Raw genomic sequence first — 14974 nt, 5'->3', positions numbered from 1 at the left:
TGAGGTCACACCGCCAGCGCCGCCCGCACGTCGCGCTCCGCCGTGACCCCACCGTCGCCGTGCGAGGTGACCCGCCCGGATTCGAGGACGTGGTAGCGGTTCGCCACCCGCAGCGCGAAGCCGAGGTGCTGTTCGACGAGCAGCACGCTGAAGCCCGACTGCCGGGTCAGCTCGACGATCCGCTCCTGGATCTCGGCGACCACCGACGGCTGGATGCCCTCGGTCGGCTCGTCGAGCATGAGCAGCCGCGGCCGGGTGATCAGGGCGCGGGCGATGGCGAGCTGTTGACGCTGACCGCCGGAGAGCAGCCCGGCCCGTCGCCGCAGCAAGGGGCGCAGCGCCGGGAACAGGTCCAGCACCTCCGCCGTGGCCACCGCCCCGTCACGCCGGCCGTCGGCGACCAGGCGCAGGTTCTCCGCCGCCGTCAGGTGCGGAAAACACTGCTGGCCCTGCGGGACGTACGCCATCCCGCGCGCCACCCGCTCGTGCGGCGCGAGACGGGTGACGTCCTCGCCGTCCAGCTCGACCACCCCGGCGCTCGGACGCAGCAGGCCGGCCGCGACCCGCAGCAGGGTGCTCTTGCCGGCGCCGTTATGCCCGAGCACCGCGGCCACCCCGTCGGGTGGGACGGCGAGGTCCACCCCGTGCAGTACCCGGGAACGTCCGTAACCGGCGTGCACCCCACGCAGGGTCAGCATCATGCCTCCGAAGGACTGGGGACCGACCCGGCGGCGACCGGGTGGCCGAGGTAGACCTCCTGTACGCGCGGGTCCGCCTGGACCTGCGCCACCGTGCCCTCGCTGAGCACCTTGCCCGCGTGCAGCACGGTGACGCTGCGCGCAAAGCGCCGCAGGAAGTCCATGTCGTGCTCGATCACCACCACCGTGCGGTCCCGGCTGACCGTCTCCAGCAGTGCGCCCGTGGCGTCACGCTCCTCGTGGCTCATCCCGGCGACCGGCTCGTCGAGCAGCAGCAGCCGCGCGTCCTGCACGAGCAGCATGCCGATCTCCAGCCACTGCTTCTGGCCGTGCGCGAGCGTGCCGGCGAGCTGGTCGGCACGCTCGATCAGCCCGATGGTCTCCAACGCGGCGGCGACCTCGTCCGGAATCCCCCGCCGACGCCGGGCGAGGGTCGCCCAGCTCCGGCGGGCGCCCGCCGCGATGTCGAGGTTCTGCACGACCGACAGCTCCTCGAAGATCGTCGACGTCTGGAACGTCCGCCCGATGCCGAGGCGGCTGATCCGGTGCACGGGCCGACCCAGCAGCTCCTGGTCGCCGAAGCGGACCGAGCCGGTGGCCCGCACCAGGCCGGTGATCGCGTCGACCAGGGTGGTCTTGCCGGCGCCGTTCGGCCCGATCAGGAACCGGATGTCGCCGGCCGGCACCTCCAGCGAGACGCCGTCGACAGCGGTGAACCCGTCGAAGCTGACCCGCACGTCACGGACGGACAGCCCGTCCAGTCGGTCCTCGCTCATGCCGTGCTCGCCGGGCATGCCCTCACGGCCCTCGCTGCGCTCGGTGCGTTCGCTCATGCCACCTCCACCTCCGCCCGCTCGGCGCGCCGCCGACCCAGCGCCGACCACCCACGCCGGCTCGACGCGGGGTCCGCGTTGCCGCGGCGGGCCAGCGCCCACAGCGACGCCAGGCCGCCGGGCAGGAACGCCACCACCACCACGAAGAGCAACCCCTGCAGGTACGTCCAGGTGCCCGGGAACCGTTCCGAGAGGGCGGTACGCGCCCAGGCCACCGCGACCGCGCCGAGCACCGGGCCGAGCAGCGTGGCCCGGCCACCCACCGCGACTCCGATGACGAACTCGATCGACGGGACGATGCCGATCAGGGCGGGCGAGATGATGCCCACCGCCGGCACGAACAGCGCGCCGGCGAGGCCTGCCATGCCGGCCGCCACCACGTAGGCGACGAGCTTGACCGACGCCGGGTCGTAGCCGAGGAAACGGACCCGCTCCTCGCTGTCGCGCACCGCCACCAGCAGCTCGCCGTAGCGGCTGTGGATGAGCTGGCGGGCCAGGGCGAGCAGCGCCAGCAGGACGCCGGCGATGATGAAGTAGACCATCCGCTGGTTGACCGGGTCGTCGAGGTCGTAACCGAAGAAGCCCTGGATGTCGGTCAGCCCGTTGGTGCCGCCCGTGGTGCCCTGCTGCCCGATCAGCAGGATCACCATGGCGGCCGCGAGGGCCTGGCTGAGGATGGCGAAGTACGCGCCCCGCACGCGGCGATGGAACACCAGCGAGCCGAGCCCGAAGGCGACGACCATCGGCAGCAGCACCGTGGCGGGCAACGCGAACCAGGGGCTGGCGAACGGCCGCCACCACACGGGCAGTTCGTCGAGCTGCCCGTACAGCTGCATGAAGTCCGGCATCCCACCCGGGCCCGCGTCGGCGAGCTTGAGGTGCATGGCCATCGCGTAGCCGCCCAGGCCGAAGAAGACGCCCTGGCCGAGGGTGAGCATGCCGCCGCGCCCCCAGGCGATGCCGATGCCGACGGCCACCATGGCGACGCAGAGGTACTTGGCGAGCAGGGCCAGCCGGAAGTCCGACAACAGCAGCGGCGCGACGCCGAACAGCACCGCCGCGCCGAACGCGAACCCGGCCGCCGCGCGCAGCCGTGACCGGCCGCCGGACCGGCTCGGTGGCGCGGCGTCGGCCGGGGCGGGCGGTGTGGTGGTGCTCGGGGGCGCGGGTGTCACGGCGGTCATGCGAGGCTCCTGGTCCGCAGGGTGAACAGGCCCTGGGGCCGCCACTGGAGGAACGCGACGATCGCCACGAACACGATCACCTTGGCGACGCTGAGGGTCGTGAGGTACTCCCCGGTGGCCTGGAGCACACCGAGGGCGAAGGCGACGATCACGCTGCCCTTGAGCTGGCCGATCCCGCCGACCACGACGACCAGGAAGGCGTCGATGATCAGGTTGGTGCCCATGGTCGGGCCGATCGGGCCGAGCAGGGTCAGCGCCACCCCGGCGAGCCCGGCCAGGCCGGACCCGAGGAAGAACGTCGTCCGGTCGACCCGGGCGGTGGGGATGCCGGACACCGCGGCGAGGTCGCGGTTCTGCACCACCGCTCGGATGCGACGCCCCAGCGGGGTGAGCCGCAGCGCCAGGGTGAGCGCGGCGACGGCGGACAGCGCCAGGGCGAGGATGAACAGCCGGTTGTTGGCGATGGTCAGCCCGCCGGGCAACGCCACGTTGCCGGTGAGCAGGTCCGGCGCGCGGGTCTGCACGTTCGGGCTGCCGAAGACGTCCCGCGCGAGCTGTTGCAGCATCAGCGACACACCCCAGGTGACCAGCAGGGTGTCCAGCGGGCGGGCGTAGAGCCGGCGGATCAGCAGGATCTCCAGCAGCACGCCCATCGTGCCGGCGACCACGAACGCCACCGGCAGCGCGACCACCAGCGACAGGCCAGCGGAGGTGATGCTCTGTTGCAGCACGTACGTGGTGTAGGCGCCGGCCATGATGAACTCGCCGTGCGCCATGTTGATGACGTTCATCTGGCCGAAGGTCAGCGCCAGCCCGAGGGCGATGAGCAGCAGCACCGCGCCGATGCTGATGCCGGTGAAGAGTTGACCGAAGAGGACTGTCACGGTGGGTACTCCGTACTGCTGGTCGGGGGGCCCGGGCGGGGCGCGTCGTCGCGCCGCCCGCCCGGGCCGGCGTCGTCAGCTCAGGCCGCTCGCCCACGGGTAGGTCTTGAGGTACGGGTCCGGCGTGACCGGCTTACCGGAGTTCCACACCTCGGTGATCAGGCCGTCGGCGCCGATCTTGCCGATGCGGGCGGTCTTGGCGATGTGCTGGGTCTTGCCGTCGACGGTGACCAGGCCCTCCGGCGCGTCGAAGGTGATCCCGTCGGAGGCGCCGCGGACCTTCTCGACGTCGAACGCGCCGGCCTTCTCGACCATCGCCTTCCACAGGTAGACGCTGACGTAGGCGGCCTCCATCGGGTCGCTCGTCGGCTTGTCCGCGCCGTACTTCGCCTTGTACGCGGCCACGAACTTCGTGTTCGCCGCGCCGGGCGTGGTCTGGTAGTAGTTCCAGGCGGTGAGCTGGCCCTGGAGGTACTGGGTGCCGATGCCCTTGACCTCTTCCTCGGCGATGGACACCGACACCACCGGCATCCCGGTCGCGGTCAGGCCCGCCGACTTGTACTCCTTGAAGAAGGCCACGTTGCTGTCACCGTTGAGGGTGTTGAAGACGGCCTTCGCACCGGACGACTTGACCTTGTTGACGATCGTGCCGAATTCGGTGGACCCGAGCGGCGCGTAATCCTCGCCGACCACTGTCATCCCGTTCGCCGCCGCGTACGCCTTGATGATTTTGTTGGCCGTCCGGGGGAAGACGTAGTCGCTGCCGACCAGGTAGACCGACTTCGTTCCCTGGGACTTGAGGTAGTCGAGCCCGGGAACGATCTGCTGGTTGGTCGTCGCGCCGGTGTAGAAGATGTACGGCGACTGTTCCAGACCCTCGTACTGCACGGGGTAGAACAGCAGTGCCTTGTTCTTCTCGAACACCGGCTTGACCGCCTTGCGGCTCGCCGACGTCCAGCAGCCGAAGACGGCGGCCACCCGGTCCTCGGAGATGAGCTTCTCGGCCTTCTCCGCGAAGGTGGGCCAGTCCGACGCGCCGTCCTCCCCGACCGGCTGGATCTTCTTGCCGAGGACGCCACCAGCCGCGTTGATCTCCTCGACGGCGAGCATGATGGAGTCGCGGACGGTGACCTCGCTGATCGCCATGGTGCCGGAGAGTGAGTTGAGCAGGCCCACCTTGACGGTGTCGCCGGAGACGTCGGCGGTGACGCCTGCCGCGCTGCCCTCGTCATTGGTCTTGCTGCCACACGCGGTCAGCGCGGCCGCGGCGACGAGGGTCATGGCACCCGCCAGGATGCGGCGGCCCCAAAGAAGTGACATCTAATCTCCCTGCGGTGCACTGAGGTAGCGAAAGGACGGTCGGTGCGGTCCGGTGGAGCTGACGTTGGCGATGCCGGGGCAACGGGTGGACGTCGCCTGTGGTCATCGCGTCGGGTACGGGCACGCAAAGCGTCGACCGGCATGATTGCGTGAGTGTTTCCCAGCCCTTAATTGACTGTTTCCCGGGCACGTCCGGGCGCGCGCGCCACAAAGGCCGGCACCGTCCGCGCAGGACAGTGCCGGCCGTGATTAATTCGATGGGGAATTGCCACCACAATGGTCGGCGAACAGATTTCGCCGACGGTGGACACACATTCGCGGTATCGGGCCCCCGGGCCAGATACTTCACGCAGGAAGCATCTTAGGGTCGTGCCGGGTGGGCCTGTCAAGGGTCCGGACGGGCGGTCAGAGCTGGGCGAGCACGGTGAAGTCGAGACCGTCGGCCTCGGCGAGGTAGATCCGCTGGCGCACGTGCCGCCGACGCAGCCGCAGGCGACCCCGCGGCCCGTGGTACGCCACCGTGTCGGCGGCCGTCTCGATCGCCCGCACGTCGAGGGTGCGGGCCTGCGCAATCAGGGCGGCGAGCAGCATCACGCCCTCGTAGCAGGACTCCCCCAGGCTGCCCAGCGGCGGCGCCTCGACCCCGAACCGGCGGGCGAACTCGCCGTGGAAGTCGAGGTTCTCCTGCGTCACGAGGCCGGCGAAGAACCCCGCGGTGCTGTAGAGCCGCCGCGTCGCGCCCGCGCCACTGGCCAGCAGCATGTTCTCGTCCATCAGAGTGCTCAGCCGCAGGCAGCGCTGGTCCATCCCGGCCCGCGCGAACGCCCGGTTGAACCGCACCGCGTCGGCCCCGACGAGCAGCATCACCACCGCGTCGGCCTCGCTGCGCTCGATCTGGCGCAGCACGTCGTCGAAGTCGTGCGTCTCCAACGGCAGGAACGCCTGACCCACCACCTGTCCGCCGCCACGCAGCGCGTACCGGTGGGCGGCCCGCGCGGTGCGCCGCGGCCACACGTAGTCGTTGCCGACCACGAACCAGCGGCGTACGCCCTGCTCCCCGGCGAGCAGCCGCATGGCGGGCCACAACTGGGCGTCCGGCGTCTCGCTGGTCAGAAAGACCCCCTCGGTACGCTCCCCTCCCTCGTAGAGGGCGGTGTAGACGTACGGCACGCGGTGGGCGACCCGGGGCGCGAGCGCCTGCCGCACCGAGGAGATGTGCCAGCCGGTCACGCCCTGCACGGCACCCACCGACACCAGCGCCTCGACCTGGGCGGCCACCTCGGCCGGTGGGGCGCCACCGTCGACCGGCACCAGCCGTACCTCGCGGCCCAGCACCCCGCCGCAGGCGTTGATCTCCTCCACCGCGAGCTGGGCGCAGAGTTCGCACGTCGGACCGAACATCCCCGCCGGACCGCGCATCGGGTACACCAGCGCGATGCTGACCACGGCCCGATCGACGGTGAGCCACGGCGGTGCCGGCGCGGACATGAGCACATGATTGCCCGGCCCACGTCGGAAGACCAGACCTCACCACGGACCGGGACGACTCGCTACGATGACAGGGCCACCGGCCCAGGGAGTTCCATGTCAGACGTGTCCGGGGCGCCAGCCGACCTGCTGCGCTCGCTCACCCGCGCCGAACGGCTGCTCTCCCGCCGGTTGGCCGCCGTTCTGGCCGACGACGAGCTGACCACCGAGGCGTGGCGGGTGCTCTGCCTGCTGGCCGACGGTCAGGGCCATCCGATGACCGAGGTGTCCGCCGAGGCGTCGTTGCCGCCGGGCACCCTCACCAAGCTGGTCGACCAGCTCGTCGACCGTAACCTGGTGTTCCGACGGATCGACGCGCTGGACCGCCGACGCATCCGTGCCTACCTGACGACCCGTGGGCGCCGCGAGCACGCCCGCCTCGACGAGCGGGTCCGGGCCAGCCTCGCCGAGCTGGGCGTACCCGCCGACACCGCCCTGCTCGACCACCTCGACGACCTGATCGCCCGCCTCGACCCGGCCCGTCGAAGCGACCACGTCGAGGCGGCCGGCCCACGCCGCTGACCCGCGTCACTCCACCTTGGTGAGCAGCGGCTTGCCCTTCTCGACGACGTACGTGGCCAGCTCGACGGCCACCCCGTCGCCGACGTTGCGCGCCTGGTGGTGGACTCCGTACGGCACGGTCAGGGCGTCACCGACGTTGCACACGACCGGCGGCTGACCTTCGAGGGTGTACTCCAGGGAGCCCTGGAGCACGCAGATGATCTCCTCGCCGGGGTGGAAGTGCTTGAACGGCGGCGAGTCCGGCGTGAACTCGACCCGACTCTGGACGACCTCGCGGCCCTCGATGCTGAGATCGTGCCTCTGCAGGTCGACACGCCACAGCCCGGGAGCGCCCTCGACAGCCGTCGGACTGATGCCCTCGGGTCGCTCCTTGCCACTCATCACGGCCTCCTGTGCCCGTCACCCGAACGGCGATCGCACCTTCCGAGGATAGGAACATCCCGACCTGCCGGGGCGGAGATGGCGCACAACGGCATCCGCGAACGGTTCAGGCGGCCATCTCGGCGAGGTCCACCTCCTTGACGCTGAGGTGGGCGCGCAGCGTGTGCGCGTCGGGAGCGGTGGCGGTCCAGAGTGTCGCCGGGCCGCCGCTCAGGGGCAGTCGGGCGCAGGTGCCCTCGACGAACACGGGCTCGGCGGGACGCTCCGGGTCCACCACCAGCAGCGACCCGGTCGCCGGCGCGCCGCCGAGCACCGCGGGACCGGCCCAGCCGGGCGCTCCCGGCCCCACGGCCAGCGACTGGCGCAGCAGCGGCCGGCCGTCGTAGTCGACCCGGGTGTGCACGACAGCGCCGCCCGGCGTCTCGCCGTACCGGCCGCAGACCACCTCGTCGCGCCAGGTCAGTCTGGCCCCCGCGGCCAGCTCGATGCGGGACTCGGCGAGGTGGGCGCAGCCCGCCGCCGCGACCAGTTGCTCGGGCAGCCAGTGCAGGGCGCCACCGTCGCGCACGACGGCGCGTACCGCCATCCGGGACACGGCGCCGGGACGGCCGGGCAGGGCGACCGAGGCGGCGACGCCGTGCACCCGCACCGCCGCCCCCGGCCCCACGTCGATCTCCAGGCGCAGGTCGTCGCCGGCGAGCGGACCGGCCGCCCCGCCGACGACGTACACGCTCGCCACACGACCGTCTCCGGGCGTCTGCCGCAGCAACAGCGGCGTCTCGCCGTGCAGCTCGGTGAGGACCGTGCCGCCCCGGCTGTCGGCCCGGGCCACCAGCCGGGCGAGCGCACGCATCAGGCCGGGCCGACCTGCGCGGCGATCGGGTGCAGGGCCGCGTGGTGGGCCAGCTCGTGACGGATCCAGTCGGCCACCAGACCCGCCGTCGGGTCACCGACGATCGACAGGAACAGCGTCGGAAGGTCGCCCCGCCGGGCCCGCGCGTCCCGGTCCATCACGGCCAGGTCCGCGCCCACCATCGGCGCGAGGTCGGTCTTGTTGATCACGAGCAGGTCGGCGGACGTGACCCCGGGGCCGCCCTTGCGGGGCACCTTGTCCCCGCCGGCCACGTCGACCACGAAGATCTGCCGGTCCACCAGGCCTCGGCTGAACGTGGCGGTCAGGTTGTCCCCGCCGCTCTCGACCAGCACCAGGTCCAGCGGGCCGACCGCCTCGGCCAGCTCGTCCACGGCGTCGAGGTTGGCCCCGATGTCGTCGCGGATCGCGGTGTGCGGGCAGCAGCCGGTCTCCACCGCGCGAATCCGGCTCGGGTCCAGTACGCCGGCCCGCTTGAGGAAGTCGGCGTCCTCGGTCGTGTAGATGTCGTTGGTGACCACGCCGAGGCGCAGCTCACCGGCGAACGCGCGGCACAGGGCCGCCACCAGGGCGGTCTTGCCGGACCCGACCGGACCGCCGATGCCGACGCGCAGCGCCCGGCCGGCCCGCGCCAGCGGCGGATGCGGGTCCACCCCCGGTTCGGGGTGGGTGTGCGGAACGGTCTCGTCGTGCGGGGTCGGGTCGGCAGTGGGCGCAGCGGTCGGCGAAACGGTGTCAGGACGCAAAGAGACGCACCTCCCAGGTGGCATGAGCTTCGGCATGGATGTCGGCAAGGGGCGCGGCGGCCGCGGGCAGCCGCTCGGGTGGATCGTCGGCGGCCCGGGCCGCCTCGGCGGCGGTGTCGTCGCACAGGTCGACGAGACCGACCAGAACGGCCTGGACCTGGTACGGGTCGAGGCCGAGCAGGCGTACGCCGGCGCTGGCCGCGCCGGTCACCGTCCCGTGGGCGGCGACCATGGCCGTCTCGGCGCGGCTCAGACCGGCGGCGGCGCAGAGCAGCCCGAGCACCAACGGTTGGTGCGCTCCCCCGGGCGTGGCGGGCAGGTCGTCGAAGGACGCGCCCGGCCAGATGGCCCGGCCGGCGCGCAGCAGGGCCCGGCCCTGGCGACGGGACACCGCGCGCAGCGCCGGCGACGCGGTACGGGCGTCCAATTCCGCGTCGAGCCGCGCCAGCATGCTCCCGCGTACGGCCGCTCCGGTCGACGTGGTCCCTCGCCCGGCGGGATCGGTCGGCGAGGTGCCCCTCCCGGCGGGATGACCCAGGCCGACCGGCCTCGTGGTGCCCTCGGCGGGCTCGGCGGCGGACGGCGTCACCGCCCGGTGCGCCGCCGCCGCGAACGCCGCGCCGACCAGCCCGGCGGTGGCCAGCCGGCCGACGAGGAACGCCTCCAGCGAGGCGAGGTCGGCGACCCGCCCGGCGGCCACCGCCGCCTCCAGGCCGCCGGAGTGCGCGTGCGCGCCGGCCGGGAAGCGACCGTCGGCGAGCAACAGGAGCAGACTCGACGTCGCCATCAGAACAGGAAGTACCGCTGGGCCATCGGCAGGCGTTGCACCGGGTCGGGCTCCACCACGACGCCGTCGATCCGGACGGTGAAGGTGTCCGGGTCCACCTCGATCCGCGGCATCGCGTCGTTCTCCGGCAGGTCGGCCTTGCCCCGCGAGCGCACGTCGGCGACGGGCACCACCCGTCGCCGCACGTCGAGGCGCAGCCCGGCGTCGAGGGCGGCCGGCGCGACGAACGCCAGGCTGGTCGCCGCCGCCGCCGCGCCGTACGCCCCGAACATCGGTCGCGGCAGCATCGGCTGCGGCGTCGGGATGGAGGCGTTGGCGTCACCCATCTGGGCATACGCGATCATGCCGCCCTTGATGACCAGGTGCGGTCGTACGCCGAAGAACGCCGGGTCCCACAGCACCAGGTCGGCGAGCTTGCCCGGCTCGACCGAGCCGATCTCCCGTTCCAACCCGTTCGCCATGGCGGCGCAGATGGTGTACTTCGCCACGTACCGCCGGGCCCGACGGTTGTCGGCCGCGCCGTCGCCGGGCAGCGCGCCCACCCGCTCCTTCATGACGTGCGCGCTCTGCCAGGTGCGCAGGATGACCTCGCCCACCCGGCCCATCGCCTGCGCGTCGGAGCCGATGATGGAGATCGCGCCGAGGTCGTGCAGCAGGTCCTCGGCGGCCATGGTGGACGGTCGGATGCGACTCTCGGCGAAGGCCAGGTCCTCGGGCACGGACGGGTTGAGATGGTGGCAGACCATCAGCATGTCCAGGTGCTCGGCGAGGGTGTTGGCGGTGTACGGCCGGGTCGGGTTGGTCGACGACGGCAGCACGTTGGGCTCGCTGGCCACCGTGATGATGTCCGGTGCGTGCCCGCCTCCCGCGCCCTCGGTGTGGTACGAGTGGATGGCCCGACCGCCGATCGCCCGCAGCGTGTCGGCCACGAACCCGGCCTCGTTGAGGGTGTCGGTGTGGATCGACACCTGCACCCCGGAGGCGTCCGCCACCCGCAGGCAGGCGTCGATCGCCGCCGGGGTGGTGCCCCAGTCCTCGTGCAGCTTGAAGCCGCCCGCTCCGGCGCGCAACTGCTCCCACAGCGCCTCTTCCGAGACGGTGTTGCCCTTGCCGAGCAGCAGCACGTTGACCGGCATCGTGTCCAGCGCCTCGTGCATGCGGGCCAGGTGCCAGGCGTTCGGGGTGACCGTGGTGGCCCGGGTGCCCTCGGCGGGGCCGGTGCCACCACCGACGAGCGTGGTGACGCCGCTGGCGAGCGCCTCGGTGACGATCTCCGGGCAGATGAAGTGGACGTGGGTGTCGACCGCCCCGGCGGTGAGGATCCGGCCGTTGCCGGCGATGACCTCGGTGGCCGGTCCGATCACCAGGTCGGGATGGACGCCGGGCATGGTGTCCGGGTTGCCGGCCCGACCGAGTGCGACGATCCGCCCGTCGCGCAGGCCCACGTCGGCCTTGACCACCCCCCAGTGGTCGAGCACCACCGCACCGGTGATGACGGTGTCGAGGGCACCCTCGGCACGGGTCGCCCGCGACTGGCCCATCGACTCGCGGATCACCTTCCCGCCGCCGAACACCGCCTCGTCGCCGCCCACGCAGTGGTCGGTCTCCACCTCGATCAGCAGGCTCGTGTCGGCCAGTCGGATGCGGTCGCCCGTGGTGGGCCCGTACAGGTCGATGTAGCGGTCCCGCCGCACGGCGCTCACCGTGCCAACCCGTCGCTCGTCGGCGCGTCGGTCGGTGACCCGGTGTCCAGCGGCCCGGCGCACTCGCCGCGCAGGCCGGGCACGACGCGCGCGCCGCCGAGCGGGACCAGGTCGACGCTGCGACTCACGCCCGGCTCGAACCGGACCGAGGTGCCCGCCGGTACGGCGAGGCGCTGCCCCCAGGCGACGCCCCGGTCGAACATCAGGGCCGGGTTGGCCTCGGCGAAGTGGTAGTGCGAGCCCACCTGCACCGGACGGTCGGCGGTGTTGACCACGACCAGCGTGGTCACCGGCCGACCCACGTTGATCTCGACCGGGCTGGCCGCCGGCAGAATCTCCCCCGGGATCACGGGATCGGGTGGTGCACCGTCACGAGCTTGGTACCGTCCGGGAACGTCGCCTCCACCTGCACCTCCCTCAGCAGCTCGGGGATGCCGTCCTGGACGTCGTCGCGGTCGAGCACGGTCCGGCCGGCCGACATGAGGTCGACCACCGACCGGCCGTCACGGGCCCCTTCCAGCAGGAAGGCGGTGATGATCGCGACGGCCTCGGGGTAGTTGAGTCGCAGGCCGCGCTCGCGGCGGCGGCGGGCGACATCGGCCGCGACGTGGACGAGCAGGCGGTCCTGCTCGTGCGGGCTGAGGAACACGGGATTCTCCGGTGGGGATCGGCGTGGCCGGCTCGCCGTCGGCTCCGCGCGGAGCCGCGCCGGGCAGCGACACCCGGAGTACGAGCTGGGATCACACGACCGCCGGAACCGTCGTCGCCGGGGTGGCCCGGGACTCCACCATCCCGGCCCGCACGACGGGCATCCGGCGGTGTCGGTCGGATGCGGACCGCACCGCCCACCGCTTGTGCCGACCGTAGAGGATCGCCACCGGCGGGGGCAACAGTCTGCCCGGGATGAGGGATCATGCCGTGCCGGCGCCGGGGTCGGAAAGCCGACGCGCCTGCGGGCCGCATCGTGGTTCGCGGCGGCTCGCACGCGAGCGCGTCGATGGGATCATGGCGGTAGCGGGCGTTCCCGTCCGCCTCGTCCGATCCATAGTGGAGGCATCCGTTGGGTGAGTCCCCGCCCCCCGCGTCGACCACCGGCGCCAGCGACGACCGTCGGATCAGGACGCTCGCCGTGATCGGCGTGGCGGCCAACATCCTCGGTGTGGTGACCGCGGTGGAGAGCTGGCTCAAACAGGACGTGCTGCTGTTCGCCCTCACCCTGACGGCGGTGCTGCTGCTCGGCGGGTTCTGGCTGTGGCGTCGGCGGACCCGCGTCGCGATCGCCATGCTGGCACTCGGCTGCCTGCTGCTCGGCGGTGTCCTGGCGACCCAGCTCCGCCACCGGTCGACGCCGTCATCCACCGCCGGCTCGTCGTCGATGCCGTCACCCACCGGCTCGCCGACGTCGGCCACCGCACCCCCACCGACCACCGGCCCCGCCGCGCCCTCCCCGAGCCAGGCCACCCCTGGTGCGAACCCCGACACACCCCGCACCCTCGTCGACCAGACCGTGGTGCTGCCCCGGTCGGCGGCCGTCGACGTCGACCAGCGGGATCAGCCGGTCGTGCCGCACCACTCCGACGGGGCCACGGACGGGCTGGACCTCTACCACGACTGGGGGCAGGTGCGGTCGGACAACATCCAGGTCGCCAACACTCCGAGCGTGTACCAGTACTCCGGCGGCAACCCCGCCCAGGCGTACGCGGGCTGCGTGGCGTCGGCCACCGGCTCGGCGCGGGCCTTGTTCACGCCCGGCGCGGACTGGTGCTTCCGTACCTCGGAGGGACGCCTCGGGTTCGCCACCATCACGAACACCCGTGCCGATCAGGCGTTCGTGGTCCGCGTCGTCGTGTGGGACGCCACGGGCACCTGACCCGATGATCGTTGGCGGCTGAGCAACAAACTGCACGGCGTGTCGTGTCGCTCAACGACCAACGATCACGGGCTCCGACGGCGGGCGGGGCGTCGACGTGCCCACGAACGGGATGTCATTCCCGCGACAGGCCGATGCGGAAGATGATCGCTCGATGACGGCGGCGAGGCGTACGGGCGCACTGATCGGCGGGCTCTTCCTGGCGGTGGCCACAGTCGGGGTTTGGCTCGTCTGGCTGGGCTGGGACACCGGTTACACGGTCGACGCGCGGACCGGCGCGACGAGCGGCTCGTACGAGGCGTGGCAGGTGATCGGCTGATAAGGCTTGCGCCGGATGGGTTCTGAGCGACCAGCACGTCGTCGCGTGCCCCGTCGTTGGTGGTGGGCAGGCCGAACGCCGCCGGGCCCGGGCCGGGCCCGCACTGCTGGGCGTCTGACGCCCACGCCGGGCGTCCTGCTAGGTTGACACGACTTTCGAACATCGAGCGGCGTCATCCCGGGGGAACTCATGGCCAAGCGACGAGTGGACCGTCGATCGTGGTTCATCCTGCTGGCGGGGATCGCGATGCTGATCCTGGGCGCGGTGTTCCTGGCGGACGGCTCGAACTCCTGCGGCGGCTCGGAGATGAGCGAGGGCGACACGTGCGTCACCTACCGCGACGGGCAGCGCAGCGTCCGTGACGCCGAGGGGCAGCGCGCCGTCAACCAGTCCAAGGGTGGCGCCCTGGTCGGCCTGGGCGCCCTGATGGTCCTGCTCGGCGGGTTCCTGGTCCGCGGCGACCGCGGGAAGGACCCGTCGGCCCCAGTGGCCGACCGGCTCGAGCTGGCCCGCCGGGAGGGCTGGCAGTTCACCGAGGTGGACACGGAGCTGGTGGACACCTTGCGGCATCACCTCCAGTTCGAGAGCAGCCCGGCGGCGTGGTCGGTGCTGCGCGGCACCCACGACGGGTTGCGGTTCACGATTTTCGACTACACCTGGATTGGGAAGACGTTCACGGCCTGGCTGGTCCATGTGCCCGAGCCGTCCCCGGAGTTCGAGAGGTGGGCGACGTCCGCCACTTTCGGGTGGCGCAAGCCGCTCACCGGTGTGGTGGTGGACGAGCGTGCGGTGATCGGGTCCGGCCCGGTGTTCCGCGCGGAGGACCCCGAGCGGGTGCTCAAGCCGATCCGGTTCCTGACCGAGTTGGTGCGTCGGTACGAGCGGTCCGCCATGCCACGCCCCTGATCCGGGTCATCGGCCGGGAGGCGGGCCGCAGCGCCGGGAATCAGATCCAGCGCAACGGCTGCGGGCCGCCTACCCTGCGGCGTTCCCTGCCAACTTCGCGCTGCTGGCCGCACTGGCCGCGTGGCGACTCAGCCCGTGGCTGGTGGCACCCGTGATGACCGTCGCCTTCACCGCCGCCTGGTCCCGACAGGCGGCGTTGCGCGACGACAGGTTCTGTGGGTTGTCGGAGCAGTCCTGGTGCTGGTCGGGATGGCAGTGGGCAGTACGACGGTGAGCCTCGCCGTCCGCCGGGTTGCCGGAGGCCGGGTCGCCCGTTCCGACTAGGCCGTGTGTCAAGGTCCTCGGTCGAGCCGAGGGGCAGACAGCAGGTGTGAGGCCTTCGCCTTGAGCCTGGCGCGGCGGACACCACAATGAGGGTGATGC

19 protein-coding genes are annotated in these 14974 nt (G+C 72.1%); 5 read left to right on the top strand and 14 right to left on the bottom strand.

Going from position 1 to position 14974, the window contains the following annotated elements:
- Nucleotides 1-5: 5 nt before the first annotated feature.
- From urtE to ABZV06_RS22425, 6 genes are all read right to left on the bottom strand, one after another.
- A complete protein-coding gene (gene urtE / locus ABZV06_RS22450) occupies nucleotides 6-698 on the bottom strand; it encodes an urea ABC transporter ATP-binding subunit UrtE (protein WP_355245248.1) in 693 nt (230 codons plus the stop codon).
- On the bottom strand, nucleotides 698-1531 hold the full coding sequence (urtD, locus tag ABZV06_RS22445; protein ID WP_355623847.1) for an urea ABC transporter ATP-binding protein UrtD: 834 nt from the start codon (nucleotides 1529-1531) through the stop codon (nucleotides 698-700). The genes urtE and urtD overlap by 1 nt, the downstream gene beginning before the upstream one ends.
- Nucleotides 1528-2715 (bottom strand): urea ABC transporter permease subunit UrtC, encoded by a 1188-nt coding sequence (gene urtC, locus ABZV06_RS22440; protein ID WP_355623844.1) that lies wholly within the window; start codon nucleotides 2713-2715, stop codon nucleotides 1528-1530. The genes urtD and urtC overlap by 4 nt, the downstream gene beginning before the upstream one ends.
- Entirely contained in the window at nucleotides 2712-3599 is an 888-nt protein-coding gene (urtB, locus tag ABZV06_RS22435; protein WP_355623841.1) for an urea ABC transporter permease subunit UrtB, read from the bottom strand. Before urtB ends, urtC begins: the two co-directional genes overlap by 4 nt.
- Before the next feature lie 75 nt (nucleotides 3600-3674).
- Nucleotides 3675-4919: an urea ABC transporter substrate-binding protein gene (gene urtA / locus ABZV06_RS22430; RefSeq protein WP_355245238.1), complete on the bottom strand. Its 1245-nt coding sequence runs from the start codon at nucleotides 4917-4919 to the stop codon at nucleotides 3675-3677.
- A gap of 405 nt (nucleotides 4920-5324) precedes the next feature.
- A complete protein-coding gene (locus ABZV06_RS22425) occupies nucleotides 5325-6407 on the bottom strand; it encodes a substrate-binding domain-containing protein (RefSeq protein ID WP_355245235.1) in 1083 nt (360 codons plus the stop codon).
- Nucleotides 6408-6503: 96 nt separating this feature from the next.
- On the opposite strand from ABZV06_RS22425, the gene ABZV06_RS22420 reads away from it, so the two are divergent.
- Entirely contained in the window at nucleotides 6504-6968 is a 465-nt protein-coding gene (locus tag ABZV06_RS22420; protein WP_355623838.1) for a MarR family transcriptional regulator, read from the top strand.
- A gap of 6 nt (nucleotides 6969-6974) precedes the next feature.
- On the opposite strand, the gene ABZV06_RS22415 is transcribed toward ABZV06_RS22420, so the two are convergent.
- The 8 genes from ABZV06_RS22415 to ABZV06_RS22380 form a co-directional block, all read right to left on the bottom strand.
- On the bottom strand, nucleotides 6975-7349 hold the full coding sequence (locus tag ABZV06_RS22415) for a cupin domain-containing protein (protein ID WP_355245230.1): 375 nt from the start codon (nucleotides 7347-7349) through the stop codon (nucleotides 6975-6977).
- Between the two features lie 106 nt (nucleotides 7350-7455).
- On the bottom strand, nucleotides 7456-8202 hold the full coding sequence (locus ABZV06_RS22410) for an urease accessory protein UreD (protein ID WP_355623835.1): 747 nt from the start codon (nucleotides 8200-8202) through the stop codon (nucleotides 7456-7458).
- Nucleotides 8202-8966: an urease accessory protein UreG gene (gene ureG / locus ABZV06_RS22405; RefSeq protein ID WP_355623832.1), complete on the bottom strand. Its 765-nt coding sequence runs from the start codon at nucleotides 8964-8966 to the stop codon at nucleotides 8202-8204. Before ureG ends, ABZV06_RS22410 begins: the two co-directional genes overlap by 1 nt.
- Complete coding sequence (locus ABZV06_RS22400) at nucleotides 8956-9753, bottom strand: urease accessory UreF family protein (protein WP_355623829.1); 798 nt, start codon at nucleotides 9751-9753, stop codon at nucleotides 8956-8958. Before ABZV06_RS22400 ends, ureG begins: the two co-directional genes overlap by 11 nt.
- Nucleotides 9753-11456, bottom strand: coding sequence for an urease subunit alpha (locus tag ABZV06_RS22395; RefSeq protein WP_355245219.1), 1704 nt, complete (start codon nucleotides 11454-11456; stop codon nucleotides 9753-9755). Before ABZV06_RS22395 ends, ABZV06_RS22400 begins: the two co-directional genes overlap by 1 nt.
- Entirely contained in the window at nucleotides 11453-11806 is a 354-nt protein-coding gene (locus tag ABZV06_RS22390; RefSeq protein WP_355245216.1) for an urease subunit beta, read from the bottom strand. Before ABZV06_RS22390 ends, ABZV06_RS22395 begins: the two co-directional genes overlap by 4 nt.
- Nucleotides 11803-12105, bottom strand: a complete 303-nt coding sequence (locus ABZV06_RS22385; RefSeq protein ID WP_355245213.1) for an urease subunit gamma — start codon at nucleotides 12103-12105, stop codon at nucleotides 11803-11805. The genes ABZV06_RS22390 and ABZV06_RS22385 overlap by 4 nt, the downstream gene beginning before the upstream one ends.
- 91 nt (nucleotides 12106-12196) lie before the next feature.
- A complete protein-coding gene (locus ABZV06_RS22380) occupies nucleotides 12197-12334 on the bottom strand; it encodes a hypothetical protein (RefSeq protein ID WP_355245210.1) in 138 nt (45 codons plus the stop codon).
- A gap of 182 nt (nucleotides 12335-12516) precedes the next feature.
- On the opposite strand from ABZV06_RS22380, the gene ABZV06_RS22375 reads away from it, so the two are divergent.
- The 4 genes from ABZV06_RS22375 (at nucleotide 12517) to ABZV06_RS22360 (ending at nucleotide 14825) form a co-directional block, all read left to right on the top strand.
- Nucleotides 12517-13326 (top strand): hypothetical protein, encoded by an 810-nt coding sequence (locus ABZV06_RS22375; RefSeq protein WP_355245207.1) that lies wholly within the window; start codon nucleotides 12517-12519, stop codon nucleotides 13324-13326.
- 154 nt (nucleotides 13327-13480) lie between these two features.
- Nucleotides 13481-13645, top strand: a complete 165-nt coding sequence (locus ABZV06_RS22370) for a hypothetical protein (protein WP_355245204.1) — start codon at nucleotides 13481-13483, stop codon at nucleotides 13643-13645.
- A 189-nt stretch (nucleotides 13646-13834) separates the two neighbouring features.
- Nucleotides 13835-14551, top strand: a complete 717-nt coding sequence (locus ABZV06_RS22365) for a hypothetical protein (protein ID WP_355245201.1) — start codon at nucleotides 13835-13837, stop codon at nucleotides 14549-14551.
- A gap of 142 nt (nucleotides 14552-14693) precedes the next feature.
- Complete coding sequence (locus tag ABZV06_RS22360) at nucleotides 14694-14825, top strand: hypothetical protein (RefSeq protein WP_355245198.1); 132 nt, start codon at nucleotides 14694-14696, stop codon at nucleotides 14823-14825.
- Nucleotides 14826-14974 lie beyond the last annotated feature (149 nt).

It is taken from the genome of Micromonospora sp. NPDC005172 (assembly GCF_040608555.1).
GTDB lineage: Bacteria > Actinomycetota > Actinomycetes > Mycobacteriales > Micromonosporaceae > Micromonospora.
This window is presented reverse-complemented; position numbering and strand designations above follow the sequence as displayed.

Bases quoted from the DNA above. Each gene is read 5' to 3' on its own strand.
- ABZV06_RS22400 (WP_355623829.1), bottom strand. From the start codon at position 9,753: ATGGCGACGTCGAGTCTGCTCCTGTTGCTCGCCGACGGTCGCTTCCCG.
- urtD (WP_355623847.1), bottom strand. From the start codon at position 1,531: ATGAGCGAACGCACCGAGCGCAGCGAGGGCCGTGAGGGCATGCCCGGC.
- ABZV06_RS22365 (WP_355245201.1), top strand. From the start codon at position 13,835: ATGGCCAAGCGACGAGTGGACCGTCGATCGTGGTTCATCCTGCTGGCG.
- urtC (WP_355623844.1), bottom strand. From the start codon at position 2,715: ATGACCGCCGTGACACCCGCGCCCCCGAGCACCACCACACCGCCCGCC.
- ABZV06_RS22410 (WP_355623835.1), bottom strand. From the start codon at position 8,202: ATGCGTGCGCTCGCCCGGCTGGTGGCCCGGGCCGACAGCCGGGGCGGC.
- ABZV06_RS22415 (WP_355245230.1), bottom strand. From the start codon at position 7,349: ATGAGTGGCAAGGAGCGACCCGAGGGCATCAGTCCGACGGCTGTCGAG.
- ABZV06_RS22425 (WP_355245235.1), bottom strand. From the start codon at position 6,407: ATGTCCGCGCCGGCACCGCCGTGGCTCACCGTCGATCGGGCCGTGGTC.
- urtA (WP_355245238.1), bottom strand. From the start codon at position 4,919: ATGTCACTTCTTTGGGGCCGCCGCATCCTGGCGGGTGCCATGACCCTC.
- urtE (WP_355245248.1), bottom strand. From the start codon at position 698: ATGCTGACCCTGCGTGGGGTGCACGCCGGTTACGGACGTTCCCGGGTA.
- ABZV06_RS22370 (WP_355245204.1), top strand. From the start codon at position 13,481: ATGACGGCGGCGAGGCGTACGGGCGCACTGATCGGCGGGCTCTTCCTG.
- ABZV06_RS22420 (WP_355623838.1), top strand. From the start codon at position 6,504: ATGTCAGACGTGTCCGGGGCGCCAGCCGACCTGCTGCGCTCGCTCACC.